The sequence below is a fragment of the Streptomyces sp. NRRL WC-3626 genome (genome assembly GCF_000718785.1).
Taxonomy (GTDB): Bacteria; Actinomycetota; Actinomycetes; order Streptomycetales; family Streptomycetaceae; genus Streptomyces; species Streptomyces edwardsiae.
Genome location: NZ_JOCA01000004.1, coordinates 75,051 through 91,383, shown reverse-complemented (window position 1 = coordinate 91,383; position 16,333 = coordinate 75,051). Strand labels below are relative to the sequence as shown.

Sequence of the window (16,333 nt, the reverse complement as noted above, 5' to 3'; positions counted from 1 at the left end):
GGAATGGAACCGCCATGCCCACCACAACCACACGCGGCGCACTGCCCCTCACCGCCACGCTGCTCACCGCCTCGGTCGCCCTCTACATGGCGCTGGTCGCCTTCGGCAACATCACGGACTTCGGGACGAACCAGGACTTCGTACGCCATGTCCTCGCGATGGACACCACGTTCAAGGACGACGACCTGATGTGGCGCGCGATCACGAACGAGGCCTTGCAGGACACCGCGTACGTGCTGATCATCATCTGGGAGACCGCCTCCGCCCTGCTCCTGATCTACGGCACCTGGCTCTGGACCCGCCCCCACCACGCGCACGCCCGCCGCGTCTCCACCTACGGCCTGCTGATGGTCATGCTCCTGTTCGGCGCCGGCTTCATGGCGATCGGCGGCGAATGGTTCGCGATGTGGCAGTCGGAGAACTGGAACGGCCTGGACGCGGCCCTCCGCGTCTTCGTCCTCAGCGGAGTGGTCCTCCTGATCAACCACCTGCCGGTGACACCGGCCGGCCGGGCGGATCCCTCCTGACCGGCCGCTACTCGACGACCCGGACCGTCGTGCCCGCTGAGCCGAAGGTCCACAGGGCGCGGCCGTCGGGCTTGCCCACGCGTATGCCGCCCGTCTGTGTGTCCGGGGCGGCGGGGGCGGGAGAGGTGCCGTCGACCGCGTTGGAGAAGGCGACCCAGACGCCGGACTTCTGGGCGAAGTACATGATGTGCTCGACCGGGACGCCGTCGCTGCCGGTGGTGGCCTCGGTGCGGTTGCCGATCGTGTACGTGCCGGGGTCCGGGGAGACCGTGCCCGGCCAGACCGCGAAGGAGCGGCGGGCGGCGTCGCTGTCGTCCACCAGCCAGACCCGCTTGTCGCCGAGGGAGTAGACGATCCGGCGGCCCGTGCCCGAGTCGGCGGGTACGGCCACCGGCTTCTTCTCCGTCTCCGGCGGCTTGGCGGACGGCTTCGCGTCCGCCGGCGCGGAGGCACCGGGCGGGGTCGTGGCGGCGGTGGGTTTCGTCCCCTGGTCCGCCTGGACGGCCAGGACCACGACCGCGGCGATCGCCGCCGTGGTCAGCCCGGTCACCCAGGCCCACGAAGGAAGACGGGCAGGCACCGGTACGCATCTCCTCAGCTACAGGTCCCGACCGAAGGCCACGGCACCCGATCGAACGCGGTTCGGATCATCCTACTGCCGCGCCGGTGGTGCCCCCCGCCCGATTCAGTCCAGTACCGGCAGCAGCTCCGGCAGGTGCCCGTCCGAGGCCCGGGCCGCCCGGCGGCGCTCCTCCGGGACCTCGCCGTACAGGGTCGTACGGGGCCTGGCGGGGCGTCCGGCGGCCTCCGCCACCGCGATCAGGTCCTTGACCGACTTGTAGGAGCCGTAGGAGGAACCCGCCATCCGGGAGATCGTCTCCTCCATGAGCGTGCCGCCGAGGTCGTTGGCCCCGGAGCGGAGCATCTCCGCCGCCCCCTGCGAACCGAGTTTCACCCAGCTCGTCTGGATGTTGGGGATGTACGGGTGGAGGAGGAGGCGGGCCATCGCCGTCACCGCGCGGTTGTCCCGCGACGTGGGGCCGGGGCGGGCGATCCCGGCGAGGTAGACCGGGGCGTTGGTGTGGATGAAGGGGAGCGTCACGAACTCCGTGAAGCCGCCCGTGCGCCGCTGGATCCCGGCGAGGGTGCGCAGATGGCCGAGCCAGTGACGGGGCTGGTCGACATGGCCGTACATCATGGTGGACGAGGAGCGCAGGCCCAGTTCGTGGGCCGTCTCGATCACCTCGATCCAGGTCGCCGCCGGCAGTTTGCCCTTGGTGAGGATCCAGCGGACCTCGTCGTCGAGGATCTCGGCCGCCGTGCCGGGGATGGAGTCGAGGCCGGCCTCCTTCGCCGCCGTGAGCCACTCGCGGATCGACAGGCCGGTGCGGCTCGCCCCGTTGACGACCTCCATCGGGGAGAAGGCGTGCACATGCATGCCGGGGACGCGTTCCTTCACCGCCCGCGCGATGTCGAAGTACGCCGTGCCCGGCAGGTCGGGGTGGATGCCGCCCTGCATGCAGACCTCGACCGCGCCCACGTCCCACGCCTGCGCGGCCCGGTCGGCGACCTGGTCGAGGGAGAGCGTGTACGCGTCCGCGTCCGTACGGCGCTGGGCGAAGGCGCAGAAGCGGCAGCCGGTGTAGCAGACGTTGGTGAAGTTGATGTTGCGGGTGACGATGTACGTCACCTCGTCACCGACCGCGGACTTGCGCACGTCGTCCGCCACCCGGCACAGCGCGTCCAGCGCGGGCCCGTCCGCGTGCAGCAGCGCCAGCGCCTCGGCGTCGGTGAGCTTCACCGGGTCGTCGGCGGCCGTGCGCAGCGCCTCGCGTACGTCGGTGTCGATGCGCTCCGGCACCATGCCGGGGGCGGCGGCCTCCCGCAGGGCGTCCCAGTCGCCGTACACCTCGTCGAAGTCGTCGCGGCGGTCGGCCGTACGGCCCTCGGTGTCGATGGTGCGGTGCAGATCGGTGCGGCCGCTCGCGGTGAACGCCTCGTCCGGCTCCTGCCACGGCAGCCCCTCCGGAAGCGCTCCGGGGCGGGCGAGACCCGTCTCCGGGTCGGCGAGCGCGGCCACGTGCGGGCGCAGCCGCGGGTCCAGCCAGGGCTCGCCGCGCCGTACGAACTCCGGGTAGACGCAGAGACGTTCCCGCAGGGTGAAGCCGGCGGCCTCCGAGTGGGCGGCCAGTTCCTCGATCCGCGGCCAGGGCCGTTCCGGGTTGACGTGGTCGATGGTGAGCGGGGAGACCCCGCCCCAGTCGTCGATGCCGGCCGCGATCAGCCGCCCGTACTCGGAGTCGACCAGGTTCGGCGGTGCCTGGAGGCAGGCGGAGGGGCCGAGGACCAGCCGGGCGACGGCGACCGTGGCGACGAGTTCGTCCAGCTCCGCGTCCGGCATGCCGCGCATCGCGGTGTCCGGCTTGGCGCGGAAGTTCTGGATGATCAGTTCCTGGATGCCGTGGTGCGCGCGGGCCGTCTTGCGCAGCGCGAACAGGGACTGGGCCCGCTCCTCGTACGTCTCGCCGATCCCGATGAGGATCCCGGAGGTGAAGGGGACCGAGGAGCGGCCCGCGTCCTCCAGCACCCGCAGCCGTACGGCCGGTTCCTTGTCCGGGGAGCCGTGGTGCGGGCCGCCGGGCTCGGACCACAGACGGGTCGCCGTGGTCTCCAGCATCATGCCCATGGACGGGGCGACGGGCTTGAGCCGCTGGAAGTCCGTCCACGTCATGACGCCCGGGTTGAGGTGCGGGAGGAGTCCCGTCTCCTCCAGGATCCGGATGGAGACGGCCCGTACGTAGGCGATCGTGTCGTCGTAGCCGTGCGCGTCGAGCCACTCGCGTGCCTCGGGCCAGCGGTCCTCGGGCTTGTCGCCGAGGGTGATGAGGGCTTCCTTGCAGCCGGCGGCGGCGCCCTTGCGGGCGATGTCCAGCACCTCGTCCGGCGACATGAACATCCCGTGCCCGGCCCGGCGCAGCTTGCCGGGCACGGTGACGAACGTGCAGTAGTGGCACTTGTCCCGGCACAGCCGGGTCAGCGGGATGAAGACGCTCTTCGAGTACGTGATGACACCGGGCCGCCCCGCCGCCTCGAGCCCCGCGTCCCGCACCCGGCCGGCCGTCGCGGAGAGGTCCTCCAGGTGCGCGCCGCGCGCCTGGAGGAGGACCGCCGCCTCGGAGACGTCCAGGGAGACGCCGTCCCGGGCGCGTCGGAGCGCGCGCCGCAGCGCGTTCTCGGTGGGGCCGCCGGTTCCGGTGGTCACGGAAGTCGTCATTCTTTGAGCATACGTTCGCGGTGATCAGAGCCCTCGGGCGTCCGCATCAGGCCCCCTGTGCCACCACGAACGGCTGCACCTCGTCCAGCGCGCGCAGCACCCCCGCCTCCCCCTCCGGCGGCAGCTGCACCACGACCTCCTCGACGCCCAGCTCCGCGAAGTGCGCCAGCTTGCCCGCGCTGGGACGCACGGCGTACGGCACGACCTGGAGGGCGCCGGGCTCGCGGCCCGCGTCGGCCCAGGCCGCCCGCAGCACGGGCAGCGCCTCCGTGAGCCCGCGCCCGCCGATCGGCAGCCAGCCGTCGGCGTACTCGCAGATGTGCGCGAACAGCTTCGGTCCCGCCGCCCCGCCGACCAGGGTGCGCGGTCCGGCCACCGGCCCGCGCGGCTTCCGCACCGGCTTCGGGTACGCGAGGCTGGCCCGTACGCTCCCGAACTTCCCCTCGTACGCCGTCGGTTCCTCCGACCACAGCGCCCGCATCAGCGCCATCCGGTCCCGCACCAGCTCGCGCCGGGTGCGCCACTCGACGCCGTGGTCGGCGGCCTCCTCCACGTTCCAGCCGTAGCCGAGGCCGAGCGTGAGCCGGCCCCCGGAGAGGTGGTCCAGGGTCGCGGCCTGCTTGGCAAGATCGATCGGGTCGTGCTGCGCGACGAGCGTGATGCCCGTGCCGAGCCCCAGCCGCTCGGTGACGGCGGCGGCCTGGCCGAGCGCGACGAAGGGGTCCAGCGTCCTGCCGTACTCGCGCGGCAGCTCCCCGCCCGCCGGGTACGGGGTGGTCCGGTCGACGGGGATGTGCGTGTGCTCCGGCAGATACAGCCCGGCGAACCCGCGCTGCTCCAGCTCCCGGGCGAGCCGGACCGGGGTGATCGTCTCGTCGGTGAGGAAGATCGTGACGGCGATGCGCATGAGCGGCCTTTCGTACGCGGACGACGTCCCCATCAATACCCGCGCCGACCCGGCCTGTCCATACCGACCGGTCGGCATCAGCCGGTCGCGCGGGCCCTGAAATCTCCCGATCCCCTCGCCTTCCGGGGGGTTTCACTCCCCGATACCGGCACGAGACCTCCGCCGCGCCGATGCCCGGAGCCCTGGCCGGTTTCACCGACCCGGTCCTCCTCGGCCGCCGGTAGGCTCGACGCACGATGACACCTCGGACCTCTCGCGCCGAACGCAAGTACCGGGCGGCCACGGCCTTTCAGCGCCGCATCGGGAATCCCGTCCTGCGCCGGCTGCCCTTCCAGACCCTGCTGGAGACCACCGGCCGGGTCTCCGGCCTGCCCCGCCGCACCCCGGTGGGCGGGCGGCGAGCCGGTGGCTCGTTCTGGCTGGTGTCGGAGTTCGGCGAACGGTCGCAGTACATCCGCAACATCAAGGCGGACCCCCGGGTGCGGGTGCGCGTCCGGGGCCGCTGGCACACCGGCACCGCCCGACTGCTCCCCGACGACGACCCGGTGGCACGGCTGCGTACCCTGCCCCGCTTCAACAGCGTCGCCGTACGCGCCTTCGGGGCCGGGCTGCTGACGGTACGGGTCGATCTGGACGACTGAGGACGAACGTGTGTGGGCTCGGTGATGGCCGGCCGCTCCCCGTGTGATCGCCGTCTCCCACGGCTGACGCATCTGCCATGAACAAGGCAAACTGACCTAGTCGCACAGGACGCATAGGGGGAACGCATGGACGGTGTGCCGCGAGGACCGGAGCAGCGGCGTCCGGACACCTCGGCGGAGCCCGACGCGCTGCGCTTCAGCGTGCTCGGCCCGGTGCGCGCCTGGCGCGGCGGCGACCCCGTCGCCACCGGCAGCCCCCAGCAACGCGCCCTGCTCGCGGCTCTGTTGCTGCGCGAGGGCCGTACGGCCACGGCGGCCGAACTCATCGACGCCCTGTGGGGCGAGGAACCCCCGTCGCAGGCACTGGCGGCGGTGCGCACCTACGCCTCCCGGCTGCGGAAGGTCCTGGATCCCGGGGTGCTGGTCAGCGAGTCCGGCGGATACGCGGTGCGCGGGCTCGGCGAGGGCGCGCTGGACCTCGCGGCCGCCCAGGAACTCTCGGCGGAGGCGGAGAAGGCCCGCAACACCGGGGGCCTGTCCCTCGCGCGGGACGTGCTGAACCGGGCCCTGTCCCTCTGGGCCGGCGAGACCCTGGCCGGGGTGCCGGGCCCGTACGCGGAGGCCCAGCGGGTCCGCCTGGAGGAATGGCGGCTCCAACTCCTCGAGACCCGCCTCGACATGGACCTGGAACAGGGCTGCCACGCGGAGGCCGTCTCCGAGCTCACCGCCCTCACCGCGGCGCACCCGCTCCGGGAACGCCTGCGCGAACTGCTGATGCTCGCCCTCTACCGCAGCGGCCGCCAGGCCGAGGCCCTCGCGGTGTACGCGGACACCCGCCGCCTTCTCTCCGACGAACTCGGCGTCGACCCGCGCCCCGGCCTGCAGGAACTCCAGCAGCGCATTCTCCGGGCCGACCCGGTGCTGGCGGAACCGTCGGTCCCCGTGGCGGAACCGGTTTCCGTCGCCGTCCGCCCGGCCCAACTCCCGGCCACGGTGCCCGACTTCACGGGCCGCTCGTCCTTCGTGCGGGAGCTGAGCGGCGTACTCGCGTCGGCGTCCGGCGACGAGTCCCAGGTCATGGCGGTGTCCGCGCTGGCCGGCATCGGCGGCGTCGGCAAGACGACCCTCGCGGTGCACATCGCCCACACCGCCCGCGCCTCCTTCCCGGACGGCCAGCTGTACGTCGACCTCCAGGGCGCGGGCTCCCGCTCCGCGGAACCGGAGACCGTCCTCGGCTCCTTCCTCCGCGCCCTCGGCACGGCGGACTCCGCGGTTCCCGACTCCCTCGAGGAGCGCGCCGCCCTGTACCGCTCGGTCCTGGACGGCCGCAAGGTCCTGGTCCTGCTGGACAACGCCCGCGACGCGGCACAGGTACGGCCGCTGCTCCCGGGCACGGCCGGCTGCGCGGCCCTGGTGACCTCCCGGGTCCGGATGGTCGACCTGGCCGGCGCCCACCTCGTGGACCTGGACGTGATGTCACCGGAGGAGGCCCTGGCCCTCTTCACGAAGATCGTGGGCGAGGAGCGGGTGGGGTCGGAGCGCGAGGCGGCCCTGGACGTGGTGGCGGCGTGCGGCTTCCTGCCGCTGGCGATCAGGATCGCGGCGTCGCGGCTGGCGGCGCGGAGGACGTGGACGGTCTCCGCCCTCGCCGCCAAGCTGGCCGACAGCCGCCGCCGGCTGGACGAACTCCAGGCCGGGGACCTCGCGGTCAAGGCCACCTTCGAACTGGGATACGGCGCACTGGACGCGCACCAGGCCCGCGCGTTCCGCCTGCTCGGCCTGGCGGACGGCCCCGACATCGCCCTGTCCGCCGCGGCAGCCGTGCTCGACCTCCCGGTCGACGACACGGAGGACCTGCTGGAGTCCCTGGTCGACACGTCCCTGCTGGAGTCGGCGGCTCCTGGGCGCTACCGCTTCCACGACCTGGTCCGCCTCTACGCGCGTGCTTGTGCGGAGAGGGACGAGCAGCCGCCCGCGGAACGGAAGGCGGCCATGTCGCGGCTGCTGGACTTCTACCTGGCGACGGCGGCACAGGTGTACGCCATCGAGCGGCCGGGCGACCGGACCATCACGCACCTGGAGAAGGGCCGTCTCAGGAGCGAGGGGTTCGCCGACGCCTCGAAGGCTCTGGACTGGCTGCACGCGGAAGCCGGCTCCGTCCTGGCCTGCGTGCAGCAGTCACTCGAGGCCCCCACGCTCCGTCGGGCGGTCGATCTGCTCGTGGTCACCATCGACCTGGCGGAATCCGGGGCCGACTCACGTCAGTACCGGAAGACGGCGATCGCCGCGCGTGACGCCGCCGCCGCTCTGGGAGAAGCACAGGCCGAGATGCGGGCAAGGGTCACCCTGGCCCAAGTGCTCAGTCAGGCAGGCCGGTTCGAGGAGGCCGAGAAGGAGGCCCGGCGCGCCGACGCACTGCTGAGCGGCGAAGACGACCCATGGGCGAGGAGCACCGCACCCAACCAGTTGGGCATCATCGCCCTGTGCACGGGCCGCTACGCGGACGCCGAGGGATACTTCCTCAGGGCGATCGACGCCTTCCGCGCCGACGCCAACACACCGGGTGAGGCCAGCGCGGTCTGCAACCTTTCCCGCACCCTGGCCTCGATGGACCGCAGCGCCGAAGCCGTCGAGCTGGTGCAACGAGGGATCGACATCTACGACGAGCTGGGGCTGTCCGTCCGGCTGGCGAACGCCAGATACGCCTCCGGCATCGTGCTCGCACAGGCGGGGGAGCCGGCCGAGGCGCTTGTCCAACTCGACGAAGCGCTGCGCATCTTCGCGGAGAACAGGCAGTCCCTGTGGGAGGGCACGACCCACTACCGCATCGCGGAGGTCCACTTGAGGGCCGACCGCCCGGCGAGCGCCGCCCAGCACGCCGAACAGGCCCTGGCGTCCGGCTGCATCGGAGGCGACTGGATGCGGGCCAACGCTCTGACCGTGCTCGGCAGGGCACTGGACGCACTCGGCCAGGCGGACCGAGCGCGTGCGTGCTGGCGTGAGGCCCTGGTCCTCTACGACGAGGCGGGCTCCGCCGAAGCGGTCCAGGTGCGCCGCCTGCTCGCTCCGCTGTCCGCGGCCTGACATCGGGAACCGCGTTCATCGAATGTTTATGCCTGACTGGGACTCTTGTGAGACGGATCCGGCGCGTCGGGGGGCAGGCGGATTCGCAGGGTCTCACTTCTCGTCGGAGACCCGCCGAACCGCCCGTCCGGCAGACTTCGGGGGAGTCGCCGGACGGGCGGTTCGGACCGCAAAGCCCTGTCTACCTCTTGGGGGTACATGTCATGAGCGAAGCCAAGAAGGACCCGGAGATCACCACGCTCGACCAGCACGCGCCTGCTCCGCCGAGCGAGGGCCCCGAGGTCACCACGCTCGACCAGCACGCACCCGCGCCGCCGAGCATCGGCGAGGTCACCACGCTCGACCAGCACGCACCGGCCCCGCCCGCGCTGGACCTCGGCGGCGGCAAGTAGCTTCCACCGCACACGGGGGATCGGCCGCGGCGGCGCGGAGGGGGAGCCGTCGCGGCCGGCGTGTGTCCGCGGGCTTACGGTCGCGACGACGGGGCCGAGGGAAACCTCGGCCCCGTCGTCGTACGTCCCGCGCCCTGGTCCGCGTACCGTCCAGCTCGCACCACACCGTCCTGCCCTCGCCCTCGTGCTGCACTCCCCACCGGTGAGCCCCGCGGCGTCAGCCGGCCACCGGCGCGTACAGCCCCGGGTCGCATTCCGCCACCTTCGTCACGTCCACGTCGGTGCCGACGTTCACGCGGATCGGTACCGTCTCGTTCGCGGGGACGGCGACGTCCTGGGAGCGGGTGACGACCTCCGCGCCGGCCGTGTCCTCGAACCTCACGGTGACGGTGAAGACGCCGTCCACGGCGTTCTGGTTGGTGACCTGGACCGTGGCGTACGGGGTCGCCTTCGAGGCACAGTCCACCAGGTCCACACTGGCGTCCAGTTCGGACGCGGAAGCGCTCTCACCGCTGTCCGCACCAGCACCGGACCCGTAGTCGTCGCCGTCGGCACCGTAGTCATCGTCGTCGTCGTAGTCGCGGTGCGATCCGCCCGACGTCGACGAGTCGTGGTTCTGACCCGAGCTGCTGCAGCCGCCCCCGCCCCCGTCGCCGTGACCGCTTCCGTGGCCCCGGCCGGTGGAGAAGCCGGTGAGGGTGAGGACGACGAGTGCCGAGACCGCCGTGAGCTTGAGTGTGTGCCCCCGAGAATTCATGGCCGTCAGGCTATCGATCTTCGTGTCACGAGCATGTCACCGTCCGGCGACCGTCGCGTACCCGGTGTGAGGGGGTGGTCCGCCGCCCCCTCACACCACACGCCTCACGCCGTCCGCGTCGTCCCGGTCCCCTTCTCCGCGTCCAGCGCGTACACGCAGCGGTCCTTGCTGCACGCGTACACCACGCCGTCCCGCACCACCGGCGAGCCGGTGATCTCGCCGCCGGTCGCGAGCTTCCATCTCAGGCGGCCGTCGTCGGCCTTCAGGGTGTACAGCAGATGGTCGCTGGAGCCGAAGTGGATACGGCCCTCGGCGACCGCGGGCGCGCCCACGATCTCGCCGCCGGACTGGAAGCGCCACTTGGGCGTGCCCGTGACCGCGTCCAGCGTGTACAGCCCCTTGCCGCTGCCCACATGGACGTGGCCGGCGGCCACCAGGACCGGTTCGACCGAGGCACGGGACTCGGTGGCGATGCGCCAGCGGTCGCGGCCGTCGGTGGCGTCGAGGGCGTAGACCGTGCCGAGGTAGTCGGCGAGGTAGACACCGCCGCCGGTGACGGCGGGCCCGGCGACGAAGGCGGGCGGGGCCAGGAAGACCGCCGGGGCCTCGAAGTGCCAGCGGACATGGCCGGAGGCCACCTCCAGGGCGAGGACGCGGGTGCCGGCGCTGACGTAGGCGTAGCCGTCCGGCGCGTGTGTCACCCGGACCGGTACGCCGCCGCAGGAGGCCGCGTCGCCGATGGGGTACGACCAGCGCTCCTCGCCGGTGCGGGCGTCCAGGGCGCGCAGGCGGGCGTCCTGCCAGACGAAGACCGTGCCCTCGTGCAGGGCGGGCCCGGCCTCCGGGGACTCGAAGTCGGTCTGGCAGCCGCCGATCTCCCACAGCTTCTGCCCGGTGGACGCCTCCCACGCCTGGACGCCGCCGCCGCGCGTGCCGGTGACCACGGTGCCGCGCTCGGCCTTGAGGGCGTACACCCAGGCGTCCGTGGACTGCCGCCACAGATCGCCGCCCTCACGGGCGTCCAGGGCGAACAGGGTGGGCCCGTCGGAGGCGTGGATACGGCCGTCGGCGACCGCCATCGACCAGGCGACGTCGCGGGTCTTGAAGCGGCGCCGGCCGGTGGCGACGTCGAGGGCGTGCACCTCGAAGGAGGTGACGTAGACGAGGTCGCCGTCGACGGCGGGGGTGCCCCAGACGTCGTTGGACATGCGGAAGCGCCACGGCCGCCAGCCGCCGGGCTGCTCCGGCGGTACGGCGGTGGGCGCGGTCGGGGCCGGTACGGCGGGGTCGGCGCCGTTGACACCGGGGCGCGGCTTGGACCAGACGGCGGCCAGGGCGGCCTCCGGCGGGGGTGCCTTGACGGCGGCCGCGCGCGCGTCGGCGACGCGCGGGCCGGGTCCGATGGGCACGGCGGCGCCCGCGAGCCGTACGGGGCCGGTGTCGGGGGCACCCGCGGGTGCGCCGACCGGGGCGGGCAGGGGCGGGGGCGCCGGCACGACCGGGTCGTGCGAGGGCGGCGGGGGCACGTGCGGGCGGGCGCCGCCGGCGCTGCGGCCGGAGCCGTGCGCGGGCCGCGGGGCGGGACGGCCGCCCCGGCGGGACTCGATGAGGCCCACCGCCCGCTCGGGCAGCCACGCCGACGCCGTACCGCTGTCGTCGGAGCCGGAGCCGAACAGGTGCGGGGCGAGCTGGGCCTGGAGGTCGGCCGGGTTGGGCCGGCCCGTGGCCTCCATCTGCATACAGGCTTCGATGAGCGGGCGCAGCTCGTCCGGGAGGCCCTCCAGGTCCGGGCCCTCGCGCAGCAGCATGAAGACGGTCTCAACGGGATTGGCGCCGTGGAACGGCGGATGTCCCGTGGCGGCGAAGACCAGCATCGAGCCGAGCGAGAACACGTCGCTCGCGCCGGTGACGCTGCGGGAGTCCTTCGCCTGCTCCGGGGACATGTAGGCGGGCGTGCCCACGGCGACGTTCGTCATCGTCAGACGGGTGTTCGAGACGCCGGAGGCGATGCCGAAGTCGATCACCCGGGGGCCGTCCTCGACGACGAGGACGTTGGAGGGCTTCAGGTCACGGTGGACCAGTCCGGCGCCGTGGATCGACTGGAGCGCCTCCGCGACGCCCGCCGCGAGCCAGCGCACCGCCTGGGCCGGCATCGGCCCGCACTCGTTCACTATCTCCTCGAGGGAGGGCGCCGGAACGTACGCGGTGGCCAGCCACGGCACGGCGGCGCGCGGGTCGGCGTCCACGACGGCCGCCGTGTAGAAACCGGAGACCGCGCGGGCCGCCTCGACCTCGCGCGTGAAACGGACCCGGAACAGCTGGTCCTCGGCCAGTTCCGTCCGGACCGTCTTGATCGCCACCCGCCGGCCCGACGCCGAGCGCGCGAGATAGACCAGCCCCATGCCGCCGGCTCCCAGCCGTCCCAGCACCTCGAACGGCCCGATACGCCGCGGATCGTGCTGCGTCAGCTGATCCACCACTTGCCTGCCACCTCCCCGTACGAGTCGCGCCACCACCTGTGCACGACCGAAGTGCAGCGTCTCACCACCGCACCGCCATGGCGGCACGCACCCCGATTGTTCCTGTCCGGAGCCCCGGTTGCGAACCGGCCGACAAATAGGGTGTCAGGGTTTACATATGACACAAGGGGGCGGACCGGCCCATGAGTCAGCGGCGCAGCAGTGCGAAGGACGCTCCCTGATTGTCCGTGACGACGGCCGCGGTGCCGTACGACGTCTCGAAGGGCGGGACCTGGACCCGGCCGCCGAGCCGGACCGCCTCCGCCATGGCGGCCGCGGGGTCGTCGACGGCGAAGTGGACGAGGAAGTGCGGCGGCATCTCGGCGGCGAAGACGTCGGAGACCGGCGCGCGCCCGAAGTCGGGGGCGGCGTCCGGACCGAACAGGGCGTCGTGGAAGAGGCCGCCGTAGAAGGTGTTGGCCGTCGCGGTGTCCCGTGTGTACAGCTGGACCCAGGCGAAGGTGCCCGGCTCGTGCCGGCGCCCGAAGCCGGGGGTCCCGGTGCCCTGCCAGAGGGAGAACACCGCGCCCTCGGGGTCGGTGACGAGGGCGGTGACACCCAGGTCGCCGAAGGGCCGCGGCGGGGCGACGACCTGCCCGCCGCCCGTGAGGATGCGCCGGCACAGCGCCGCCGCGTCCGGGGTGGCGAAGGAGACCGTCCATACGGTGGGCAGCCGGCCGTCGGTCTTGCGGACGAGAGAGGCGACGGGTTCGCCGTCCTTCAGCGCCCGTACGGTCCCCTGGGGCTGGTCCTCGAAGGTCCAGCCGAAGAGTTCACCGTAGAACCGCCGGCCCGCCTCCACGTCGGGCAGCTGCGCGTCCACCCAGCAGGGGGTGCCCTCCGGGTACGCCGGCGCGCTGTGCCCTGATGCCCTGTTTTCGGCCATGCCGCCAACGTAACCGTGTCGCCCGCAGGCCGCAGACCAGGCACACCGGACCCGCCGATCCCCCGCACCCCATTTGCAGTCGGCCGAATAGCGCTCAGATCACCCGTCGGTAAGCTGACGTCATGACAGGACAAGTGCGTACCGTCGACGGCCGCGTGGCCGGCCGGCGTGGGCAGGCGACCCGGCAGAAGCTGCTCGACTGCCTCAGCGAGATGCTCAGCTCCTCCCCGTACCGGGACGTCAAAGTCATCGATGTCGCACGGAAGGCGGGCACCTCGCCCGCCACCTTCTACCAGTACTTCCCGGACGTCGAGGGCGCCGTCCTGGAGCTCGCCGAGCACATGGCCGCCGAGAGCGCCGGGCTGAGCGAACTGCTGGAGGGCCGCTCCTGGGCGGGGAAGGCCGGCTGGCAGACGGCACAGGAACTCGTCGACGGCTTCCTGGAGTTCTGGCGCAGCAACGACGCGATCCTGCGGGTCGTGGACCTCGGCGCGGCCGAGGGCGACAAGCGCTTCTACAAGATCCGGATGAAGATCCTGAACACGGTGAACAGTTCGCTGGCGGACTCCGTCGCCGAACTGCAGGCCAAGGGGCGGATCGACAAGGACGTGAATCCCGCGGCGGTCGCGGGCTCCCTGGTGGCGATGCTGGCGGCTGTCGCCTCCCACCAGAAAGGTTTCTCCTCTTGGGGCGTCAAGCAGGCCGAACTCAGGCCGAACCTGGCGCTGTTGGTGCATCTGGGGGTCACGGGCAAGAAGCCGACCAGGTAGGAAGCCGGGCTCGTCCCTCATGTCCTGTCAGGCGGGCGGTGGTTCACTCCGGTGGGCCACCGCCTGTCGTTCTCCCGGGGGGAACACCGGCCGGTACGGGCGGTGTTGCAGTGCAGCGAACCGTCCCGCACCCCTATGTCGCAGGAGGAACCCGTCATGGCCCTGACCCGCGAAGAGCGCGAACAGTTCCTGGCCCAGCCGCACGTCGCGGCACTCGCGGTCGACGCGGAGGACGGCCGCGCGCCGCTCAGCGTCCCGATCTGGTACCAGTACGCGCCCGGCGGCGACGTATGGATCATGACCGGCCGTGACTCGCGCAAGAACCGGCTGATCGGCACGGCGGGACGGTTCTCGCTGCTGGTCGACGTCCTCGAACCCACCATCCGCTACGTCTCCGTCGAGGGGCCGGTGCTCGACACCGCCCCCGCCACCATCGAGCGGCTGCGGGAGCTCTCCGCGCGCTATCTGCCGGCCGACAAGGTCGACGGGTACGTCGACTTCGCCTGGAAGAACCACGGCGAGCAGGTCGTCGTACGGATGCGGCCCGAGCGGTGGGTGTCCTCGGACCTCGGGTCGCTGTGAGCGGGCCGGACACCCGACAATCGGCGCATGGAACCCGACCTCCATGAACTGCTGAGGTCGCTGCGGGTGTGGGACCCGGAGGTCACCGCCCTGCCGCCGTTCGACCCGGCCACCGCGCCCGCCGCGCCGCTGCCGCTGTTCACGCGCTGGTTCGCCGAGGCGGTGGCGGCCGGGCAGACCGAGCCGCACACCATGTCCCTGGCCACGGCCGACGCGGAGGGGCTGGCGGACGTACGGATCGTGATGCTGCACGGCGCGGACGACGACGGCTGGTCCTTCGCCACGCACGCGCACAGCCGCAAGGGCGGCCACCTCGCCGCGCGCCCGTATGCCGCGCTGGCCTTCTACTGGCCGGTGCTGGGCCGCCAGGTGCGGGTGCGCGGGCCCGTCGGGGCGGCTCCGGCGCGGGAGGGGCAGGCGGATCTGCACGCCCGCTCCACCGGGGCACTGGCGGCGGCGCTGACCGGCAGGCAGAGCGAGGCCCTCGGCTCGGCGGAGGAACTGGCGCGGGCCTCGGAGACGGCCTGGGAGCGGGCGCGGCGGGCGCCGGACGCCCCGGTGCCGTCCTGGACGCTGTACCGGCTGCGGCCGGACGAGGTGGAGTTCTTCCAGGGGGACGCGCGGCGGCGGCACGTACGGCTGCGGTACCGGCGGGGCGCGGAGGGGTGGGGCAGGGAGCTGCTGTGGCCGTGAGGTGGACATCCGTACCCGCGATCCCCGCACACGTGATCAATCCGCAACCAATTCCGGTCTTGACCGATACCCATCAACCTGGTGCGTGATTACGCTCGCGCTCATGGCCGACACCTCCGACTTCTCCACTCCCGCGCCGAACCGGGCGGACCGACCCGTGTACGTCATCGGCGGCGGCCCCGGCGGGCTCGCCGTCGCGTACGCCCTGCGTGCCCGGGGGGTGCGGGCCGTGGTCCTGGAGCGCTCCGAGCGCGTGGGCGACTCCTGGCGGCGCCACTACGACCGGCTGCATCTGCACACCACCCGGCGGCTGTCCGCGCTGCCGGGGCTGCCGATGCCGCGCCGGTTCGGGCGGTGGGTGGCCCGGGACGACATGGTCCGGTACCTGGAGAAGTACGCCGAGCACCACCGCCTCGAGATCGTCACCGGTGTGGAGGTCTCCCGGGTCGAGCGCACGCCCGACGGCACGGGCTGGCTGCTGCACGCCACCGGGGGCCGTGAGCTGACCGGCGCGGCCGTCGTGGTCGCCACGGGCTTCAACCACACGCCCCGCGTGCCCGACTGGCCGGGCCGGGACGCGTACGGCGGTGAGCTGCTGCACGCGTCCGAGTACCGCAACGCCAAGCCCTTCGCGGGCCGGGACGTGCTGGTGGTGGGCATCGGCAACACGGGGGCGGAGATCGCCGTGGACCTGGTGGAGGGCGGCGCGTCCCGGGTGCGGCTGGCGGTGCGTACACCTCCGCACATCGTGCGCCGCTCCACGGCGGGCTGGCCGGCGCAGTACTCGGGGGTGCTGGTGCGGCGGCTGCCGGTGGGCCTCGTCGACCGGCTGTGCCGGGTGCAGGCGCGGGTGGCGCTGCCGGATCTGTCGGACCGGGGGCTTCCGCTGCCCGGCTCCGGGCTGTACAGCCGGGTGCGGGAAGGGGCCATTCCGGTGCAGGACGTCGGTCTGATCGACGCGGTGCGCAAGGGGACTGTGGAGATCGTGGGGGCGGTCGAGGGGTTCGAGGAGGGGGAGGTCGTGCTGGCGGACGGGTCCCGGATCGGGCCGGACGCGGTGGTGGCGGCGACGGGGTACGCGCGGGGGCTGGAGGGGCTGGTGGGCGGGCTCGGCGTGCTCGACGCGCGGGGGCGGCCGGTGGCACACGGCGGGCGCACGCCCGAGGCCGCCCCCGGCCTCTACTTCACCGGCTTCACGAACCCGATCAGCGGCAACCTTCGTGAACTGGCCCTGGACGCGCAACGGATAGCCCGAGCGGCCGCGCGGTCGGCCAACGCCTCCCGCCTCCCCGCCTAGCCTG

14 protein-coding genes are annotated in these 16,333 nt (G+C 72.8%); 8 read left to right on the top strand and 6 right to left on the bottom strand.

Annotation, left to right across the window (positions count from 1 at the left end):
- Window positions 1–14 precede the first annotated feature (14 nt).
- Window positions 15–527 carry a DUF2165 domain-containing protein gene (locus tag IF28_RS0108130; protein ID WP_030216069.1) on the top strand — a complete coding sequence of 171 codons (513 nt, stop codon included), beginning with the start codon at window positions 15–17 and terminating at the stop codon, window positions 525–527.
- A gap of 7 nt (window positions 528–534) precedes the next feature.
- On the opposite strand, the gene IF28_RS0108125 is transcribed toward IF28_RS0108130, so the two are convergent.
- From IF28_RS0108125 to IF28_RS0108115, 3 genes are all read right to left on the bottom strand, one after another.
- The gene (locus IF28_RS0108125; RefSeq protein WP_030216067.1) at window positions 535–1,107 is read right to left on the bottom strand and encodes a L,D-transpeptidase; all 573 of its coding nucleotides are present in this window, start codon (window positions 1,105–1,107) and stop codon (window positions 535–537) included.
- Window positions 1,108–1,212: 105 nt separating this feature from the next.
- Complete coding sequence (locus IF28_RS0108120; protein ID WP_030216065.1) at window positions 1,213–3,801, bottom strand: bifunctional FO biosynthesis protein CofGH; 2,589 nt, start codon at window positions 3,799–3,801, stop codon at window positions 1,213–1,215.
- Window positions 3,802–3,847: 46 nt separating this feature from the next.
- Window positions 3,848–4,708, bottom strand: coding sequence for an LLM class F420-dependent oxidoreductase (locus tag IF28_RS0108115; protein ID WP_030216063.1), 861 nt, complete (start codon window positions 4,706–4,708; stop codon window positions 3,848–3,850).
- 236 nt (window positions 4,709–4,944) lie between these two features.
- Here IF28_RS0108115 and IF28_RS0108110 point away from each other — a divergent pair, with 236 nt between their 5' ends.
- The 3 genes from IF28_RS0108110 (at window position 4,945) to IF28_RS0108100 (ending at window position 8,825) form a co-directional block, all read left to right on the top strand.
- Window positions 4,945–5,349 (top strand): nitroreductase/quinone reductase family protein, encoded by a 405-nt coding sequence (locus IF28_RS0108110; RefSeq protein WP_030216061.1) that lies wholly within the window; start codon window positions 4,945–4,947, stop codon window positions 5,347–5,349.
- Between the two features lie 126 nt (window positions 5,350–5,475).
- Window positions 5,476–8,433 (top strand): AfsR/SARP family transcriptional regulator, encoded by a 2,958-nt coding sequence (locus IF28_RS0108105; RefSeq protein ID WP_030216059.1) that lies wholly within the window; start codon window positions 5,476–5,478, stop codon window positions 8,431–8,433.
- A gap of 203 nt (window positions 8,434–8,636) precedes the next feature.
- Window positions 8,637–8,825, top strand: coding sequence for a hypothetical protein (locus IF28_RS0108100; protein ID WP_030216057.1), 189 nt, complete (start codon window positions 8,637–8,639; stop codon window positions 8,823–8,825).
- A 217-nt stretch (window positions 8,826–9,042) separates the two neighbouring features.
- On the opposite strand, the gene IF28_RS0108095 is transcribed toward IF28_RS0108100, so the two are convergent.
- The 3 genes from IF28_RS0108095 to IF28_RS0108085 all read right to left on the bottom strand — a co-directional run bounded on the left by IF28_RS0108095 (window position 9,043) and on the right by IF28_RS0108085 (window position 12,987).
- Window positions 9,043–9,582, bottom strand: a complete 540-nt coding sequence (locus IF28_RS0108095; RefSeq protein WP_030216055.1) for a hypothetical protein — start codon at window positions 9,580–9,582, stop codon at window positions 9,043–9,045.
- A 104-nt stretch (window positions 9,583–9,686) separates the two neighbouring features.
- Entirely contained in the window at window positions 9,687–12,062 is a 2,376-nt protein-coding gene (locus IF28_RS0108090) for a serine/threonine-protein kinase (protein WP_030216053.1), read from the bottom strand.
- Window positions 12,063–12,249: 187 nt separating this feature from the next.
- Complete coding sequence (locus IF28_RS0108085) at window positions 12,250–12,987, bottom strand: VOC family protein (RefSeq protein WP_030216051.1); 738 nt, start codon at window positions 12,985–12,987, stop codon at window positions 12,250–12,252.
- 134 nt (window positions 12,988–13,121) lie between these two features.
- Here IF28_RS0108085 and IF28_RS0108080 point away from each other — a divergent pair, with 134 nt between their 5' ends.
- The 4 genes from IF28_RS0108080 to IF28_RS0108065 all read left to right on the top strand — a co-directional run bounded on the left by IF28_RS0108080 (window position 13,122) and on the right by IF28_RS0108065 (window position 16,329).
- Entirely contained in the window at window positions 13,122–13,757 is a 636-nt protein-coding gene (locus IF28_RS0108080; RefSeq protein WP_030216049.1) for a TetR family transcriptional regulator, read from the top strand.
- A gap of 156 nt (window positions 13,758–13,913) precedes the next feature.
- Complete coding sequence (locus IF28_RS0108075; protein WP_030216048.1) at window positions 13,914–14,339, top strand: pyridoxamine 5'-phosphate oxidase family protein; 426 nt, start codon at window positions 13,914–13,916, stop codon at window positions 14,337–14,339.
- Window positions 14,340–14,366: 27 nt separating this feature from the next.
- Window positions 14,367–15,032, top strand: coding sequence for a pyridoxine/pyridoxamine 5'-phosphate oxidase (locus tag IF28_RS0108070; RefSeq protein WP_030216043.1), 666 nt, complete (start codon window positions 14,367–14,369; stop codon window positions 15,030–15,032).
- A 103-nt stretch (window positions 15,033–15,135) separates the two neighbouring features.
- Window positions 15,136–16,329 carry a flavin-containing monooxygenase gene (locus tag IF28_RS0108065; RefSeq protein WP_030216042.1) on the top strand — a complete coding sequence of 398 codons (1,194 nt, stop codon included), beginning with the start codon at window positions 15,136–15,138 and terminating at the stop codon, window positions 16,327–16,329.
- Window positions 16,330–16,333 lie beyond the last annotated feature (4 nt).